Source organism: Candidatus Jordarchaeum sp. (assembly GCF_052745115.1).
In genome coordinates this window covers 1-5,537 of sequence record NZ_JBRAKS010000260.1, presented here as the reverse complement: position 1 = coordinate 5,537, position 5,537 = coordinate 1, and the positions used below count along the sequence as shown (strand labels likewise).

Genomic DNA, 5,537 nt, shown 5'->3' with positions numbered 1-5,537 from the left:
GGACATCCTACCAATTAACAGCAAGGGGTGACAAATGTCCCTAACTTCTACAATCCACCCAAATACATCACTTAAAAGATTAACATTGTTTATGAATACAAGTTTTTTAAAAAAATTGGAAAGATACTTGATGAATTCAGGCATCCATTTACTATTAAAAACTAGCCTCGGAAATATGGAACCACCTTCTCAATGAAGAGTTCCAGTGTTTCACGGTTAAGTTTGGAGGGAACATACATAGCCATAGCGAAGTGTTTTACACCTGCATCAGCATACTTCGCTATCTTGTCTATGCAGTCGTCTGGAGAGCCAAAGATAAATCTCTTTTCAATGGGTTCAACTGGCATACTCATAACTTCCCCCGCTGCAGCCATCATGGTGTCTGGGTTAAAAACAAAGTGTAGAACATCCAGTTTCATACCGGGAGGCTCAATACCAAAATCCTTAAGCGTATCATATGAGCCAGCTAGAAGAATCTTTGCGGGAAACTCCACCAATTTGAAAGCTGTGTCATAGTCCTTAGCTACCACCATATAGTTGAACATTGATGGCTCAATTTTCTCCGGATCCCTGCCCGCCTCTCTTGCCATCCTTTTAATTTTTTCAAAATTCGCTGTATAATCCTCAGGCTTCATAAAAGTACCCACAGGTATCCAGCCGTCACCCAACTCTGCACAAATCCTCATAGTTTTCGGTGAATTCGCACCGAAATAGATTGGAGGGTGCGGTTCTTGGACACCTCTCGGTCGAATAAAAGCTTTCTCAAGTTGGAAAAACTCGCCCCGGTAATCAGAAAAATCTTCGGTTAAAAGTTTAATAATCACCTCAGCCGCTTCACGCAGACGAGTAACCGGACGATTCCATTTTATATGGTAAGGTACCAAGTTCATAGCTTCACCGGCCCCGAGCCCCAGAATCGCCCGCCCCTTAGACAAGTGATCCAGAGTCATAAGAGTCTGAGCCAAAACAGCGGGATGGCGCCTATGGGGATCACTAACACAGGTCCCTAGAAGAATCTTCTTAGTCTTCACCGCCAGTGCACTTAGCACACTCCAAGCCTCGTAAAAGTCCCAGTGTTTGATTCCAATTCCTACAGTATGGTCTGCCATCCAAATGGAATCCAATCCTTTATCTTCAGAGTATAAGCTAGTTTCCAGTATTAGGTCAAGGGGATACTGTGGAGGAACGAAACCAAATTTAACATCCTCATATGAAACCAAGTAAAACACCTCGAATAATACTCGCCTAGTTCATGCTTAGGAATCTAGATTTGGGGCTACCTCTCTTTAAATTAACTAATTAATTTTTCTGTTAATTTTTAAGAGGTCTTCCCTACCTTTTGAGCACTGCTTTTAGAGATTTTTTCATAAAATTGTGCAGGTTGCGGAAATTATTAAAAAGGTAAAAATTTGTGGCTTTCGTTGCTTGACTTATTTTTCGAGTATCTGATGAAGCACGTTTCCGAGCCTCTTTATACCTTCTTCGATTTTTTCGTCTGAGGGGTGCGTGAAGTTTAGTCTCATGGTGTTGAGTCCTTTTCCGTTGGGGTAGAATGCGGAGCCTACCACGTATGCCACGTTCTTTTCTACCACTTGGGGGAATATTTCTATGGTGTTTATGTGTTCGGGTAGCCTGACCCAGACGAACATCCCGCCGTCGGGTTCTGCGTACTCTGCTTCTTCGGGGAAGTATTCTGCCATAGATTGGAGCATTATCTGCATTTTTCTTCCATAGATTTCCTTGATTTTTTCGATGTGTTGATCCACGTGGCCTTTGTTCAGGTATTCTGCGCCAATGTACTGGGTGAAGGTTGTGGTGCAGAGGTCTACCGCTTGTTTCGCCATTACGAATTTTTTAACCAGCTCTGTTGGTGCCACCATCCAGGCGATGCGGAAACCGGGCACCAGAATTTTTGAAAAGGTGCTGAGATAGATTACACGGTCCTCGGTGTCGAGCGATTTTAGTAAGGGTTGATCTTTACCTCTGTATCTTAGTTCTCCGTAGGGGTCGTCCTCAATTATTAGCACATCGTAAGTGTTGCAGAGTTCCATTATTTCTTTTCGGCGTTTTTCTGGAATAGTTACTCCTGCAGGATTATGAAAGGTAGGTGTTACATAGAAGAATTTTAATCGTTTATTGTCTCCCCTCTTGTATATGTCTTCAAGACGTGCTTCTAGATCCTCCACAATTACTGAGTGCTCATCCATATCTACCAATTCGTATCTCGGATCCTGAAATCCAAAAGCTTGAATCGCCCCTAGATATGTGGGACAAGTCGTTAGAATCAAGTCATTGGGATTGAGCAGGATTCTACCCAGAATATCTAGGGCCTGTTGGGATCCCGAGGTGATTTGAATATTTTCTACTTCGCATTTAACGTTTTTTGTGGCCATTCTCTTTTTCAGAGCCCCCCTTAGCTCAGGCACCCCCTCCGTGGTTCCGTACTGTAGTGCATTGGTGTTACCGATCACGCCGGGAGTGATTTCGTGTATCTGCTGTACCGGGAAGGCGTCAGGATTTGGTAACCCTCCGGCAAAGGATATGACCTCTGGTTTGAGGGTTAATTTAAGAAGTTCCCGGATGACAGAGACTTTGAGTTTGTTTGCCGAATCTGAAAACAGGTTTTCCATCGGTTTTTTCATCTTTAGTGCACCTTTCTTAATGTTAGTTTTGATATTACACTCATTTTTTTAAGGAGTGTGTAATAGTGTAAAGTATTGTATTGAAACACATTTTAATTTAACGGGTGTTGTTTTTAGAGGAATATAATACAAATAATTTCCATGAAAGGAGATTGTACTACTATATAATGCAGATGTGAGCTATTTCTACTTTTTATTTCTTATAGGAGTTTCGCAGTTGAGGAGTGTTTTGTAGGCCAACTGGGCCTGCGGCGGCGTTGAACTCTCCTCTTTTGCCTCGAGTTGGTGAAAGCCAGAAATTTTTAATGTCCACCTTTCAGAGGAAGGTTTAAAAAAGGCTGAAATAGAAAAAGAAGACGAACGCGGAGCAATCTCATCACCAACCCCATACAAATAACTACCCAACTGCGTAATTCCTATCTTAGTGACTCATATACAACAACCTAGCATTGGACCTCTAAAAATCGGATTCCCGAAATACTTAAAGAAAAGTATGGGCGTAAAAAGTTTCTGATGTAGATTGTTTGGGAGAGATGGTTTTGGTTGACTGTGACGGTTTTTTCACTGTTTTCTAACCGCTCTTATATTTTCCCCTTTTTTGCTCAAAAGAGCCTTCTTAGAGCTTCTTTGGGCTAGGAGCTTGAACCCTCAAAAACCCAATCACCCTCAATCGAAAGAGCCCACAAAACCCTCGAAATGCACAAAGACATCTCATGCCCAAAAGTATAAATAAAAAATTAGCAAAACAAACTATAAGCGAATTATAGGAGGAAGAAGAGTTGGCTAAAGCAAGATTTGTTACAGATAAGAAAATGACCGGAGTAGAAATCCTCGTACTTTTTGGTTCACTTCCGCGATTGAGAGACGCGGACAAAATTCCGAATACCCTATTTGTATTAACCTGGGACAGACCCTCGGTAAGCCTGGGAAAATATGAGGACCTAGATGGACTAAAATACGATAACATAAAAAAAGACAAAATACTCATCGGAAGAAGACCCTCGGGAGCGGGAATATTGTGGGCACCCCCAGGAGGAATGGGAGCAGGAATAGTGGTTACCAAAGATATTTTCCCCAATATAGACACGGCAGAGAAGATCTGGGCTGGAGAAATCGTGACAGAATTTTATCGAAGAGCAGGAATAAGTGACGTATGGTATAAACATCCAGGCGACGTGAAGATCGGAGAGAGAAAGCTTTCGGGAACTACTTGCATCGAATTTGGGAAGGGTATAATTGTAGGCTCCTTCATTAACAGGATTAAACCGGACACCAAGTTCTTTGAAGACTACCTCATATATCCAGAGGAGAAGCTTAAGGACAAAATGCTAAAGGATATAACCGAGTACGCTGCGAGTATTGAAACACATGCGCCTAAATTAATAAGCGAGGAAGAAGTTGCGAAGATCCTTCAAGAAATTTGTAAAGAGAAGCTAGGTCTAGAGTTTGAACCTGGAACCTGGACGCAGGACGAGAAGAACTTCTTACAGTTTGGGATGGGTATGCTTACCGATGAGAAGATGGTGAAAAGTGTTGCACATAGCAAGTGGTACTCCGAGCTTCAGGATGGTTTGACAGCCGCAACGTACCGCTTCAAAACAATGAAGCTCATAAGCGCCAATGTGGCTATTGACAAGAGTAAAACCATTAAGGATGTTCTCATCACGGGCGACTTTCTAATTTCCCCGGCTGATGGTTGGGAGAAAATCATGGAATCAGTCAAGGGCTTGAAGGCAGACGACGCAGAAGCCATCACAAAAGCCATAAAGGACGCTTTTGAAAAGAACAAGATTGACTACTCGGGATTCACCTTAGAAGACATGGCGAAGCCGGTAATAGAAGCGGGAAAACTTGCCATACAAAAATTAGAAAAGTAAATTAAAATGAGAGGGAATCCTCTCTTTCTTTATCTTTAACTTTTTTTGATATTTCATTGGGTCCTTGTTCTCAAATGATTTTTTAATCTTGATGACTTGGCTGACTACGCTTTTTTACTATCTGGTTATTTCTCATTTTGCAGCGTCTGGGGGGTTTCTTCCTAACCATTCTTTGTAGAATGCGTCTATGTCTGGTAGGAAATCGAATATTGGTGGATAGAATGGGGGAACGGCTTCCACGTCTAGTAGGGTTTTACACTGAGGACAGAAATATTCTCTTAATACTTGGTAGTTAGTGTTGGTGGACATAAATTTGGGGTATATTTCCATTAGTTTTTCTTCGGTGTCTCTCACATATATTAGTGCGTTTAGTTTCCAGTTTTCTTGGTAGTTGCCAAACTCGTAGCCGCAGTCACACTTAATGATTCTTTTACCATCTTTAGCTACTATGTAGAGGTGCTCGGAGTAGGGCAGTATGATTTTATCATTCCAAGATACTTTTTCCTGGAGTATTTCCAGATACTTGTCGAATCGATCTGTATCTTTGGATGAGCTCAACATTTCCTTAATTTCGGGCCAGGATAGATTTCCTTCGATGAGTTTTCTAATTCTCTCTTTAGTGTAACCCGTCACTCAAACCACCTCCTAGAATAAGAAATCCTCGGGCAAGCCCCAGAACTCCTTGAACTCTTTACCCCATCTTTCGGAAAGCTGGAATGAGTCATTGTACATTTCTCTTATTTCTTGGCAGACTTCTTTCGCCAGGATCCGAGGCCTTGTTTTTTCAATCCATTCTTTAACCGGAATTGCTTTTCTTCCCCTTTCTTCTCTAAGTTCTTTCCTTTTTTGCTCTGTTTTCTCCTTATTTACCTTCCACTTCCCAGTGTTTTCATCAGGTTCCAAAATCACACCATAGGTACTCTCTGCAAATCTGAACAGCACAGACTCGTTATTAACATCTCTGGCAACCGTTGTCCGAAACTTACCCATCTAGGACACTTCCAGATGGTGTTCGGTT

General features: G+C 41.9%; 6 protein-coding genes. 1 reads left to right on the top strand and 5 read right to left on the bottom strand.

From position 1 onward, the window contains the following. Nucleotides 1–161: 161 nt before the first annotated feature. The 3 genes from ACUVXA_RS15440 to ACUVXA_RS15430 all read right to left on the bottom strand — a co-directional run bounded on the left by ACUVXA_RS15440 (nt 162) and on the right by ACUVXA_RS15430 (nt 3,047). Entirely contained in the window at nt 162–1,220 is a 1,059-nt protein-coding gene (locus ACUVXA_RS15440; protein ID WP_445872176.1) for an LLM class flavin-dependent oxidoreductase, read from the bottom strand. A gap of 210 nt (nt 1,221–1,430) precedes the next feature. After that, on the bottom strand, nt 1,431–2,642 hold the full coding sequence (locus tag ACUVXA_RS15435; RefSeq protein WP_445872175.1) for an aminotransferase-like domain-containing protein: 1,212 nt from the start codon (nt 2,640–2,642) through the stop codon (nt 1,431–1,433). A gap of 186 nt (nt 2,643–2,828) precedes the next feature. Then, nucleotides 2,829–3,047 (bottom strand): hypothetical protein, encoded by a 219-nt coding sequence (locus ACUVXA_RS15430; RefSeq protein ID WP_445872174.1) that lies wholly within the window; start codon nt 3,045–3,047, stop codon nt 2,829–2,831. A 374-nt stretch (nt 3,048–3,421) separates the two neighbouring features. Here ACUVXA_RS15430 and ACUVXA_RS15425 point away from each other — a divergent pair, with 374 nt between their 5' ends. Next, nucleotides 3,422–4,519 (top strand): lipoate--protein ligase family protein, encoded by a 1,098-nt coding sequence (locus ACUVXA_RS15425; RefSeq protein ID WP_445872173.1) that lies wholly within the window; start codon nt 3,422–3,424, stop codon nt 4,517–4,519. Nucleotides 4,520–4,651: 132 nt separating this feature from the next. Here ACUVXA_RS15425 and ACUVXA_RS15420 read toward each other — a convergent pair whose 3' ends face one another. Together ACUVXA_RS15420 and ACUVXA_RS15415 are read right to left on the bottom strand one after the other, a co-directional pair. Next, nucleotides 4,652–5,152 carry an acetone carboxylase subunit gamma gene (locus ACUVXA_RS15420; protein ID WP_445872172.1) on the bottom strand — a complete coding sequence of 167 codons (501 nt, stop codon included), beginning with the start codon at nt 5,150–5,152 and terminating at the stop codon, nt 4,652–4,654. A gap of 12 nt (nt 5,153–5,164) precedes the next feature. Continuing rightward, a complete protein-coding gene (locus ACUVXA_RS15415; RefSeq protein WP_445872171.1) occupies nt 5,165–5,509 on the bottom strand; it encodes a hypothetical protein in 345 nt (114 codons plus the stop codon). Nucleotides 5,510–5,537: the final 28 nt, after the last annotated feature.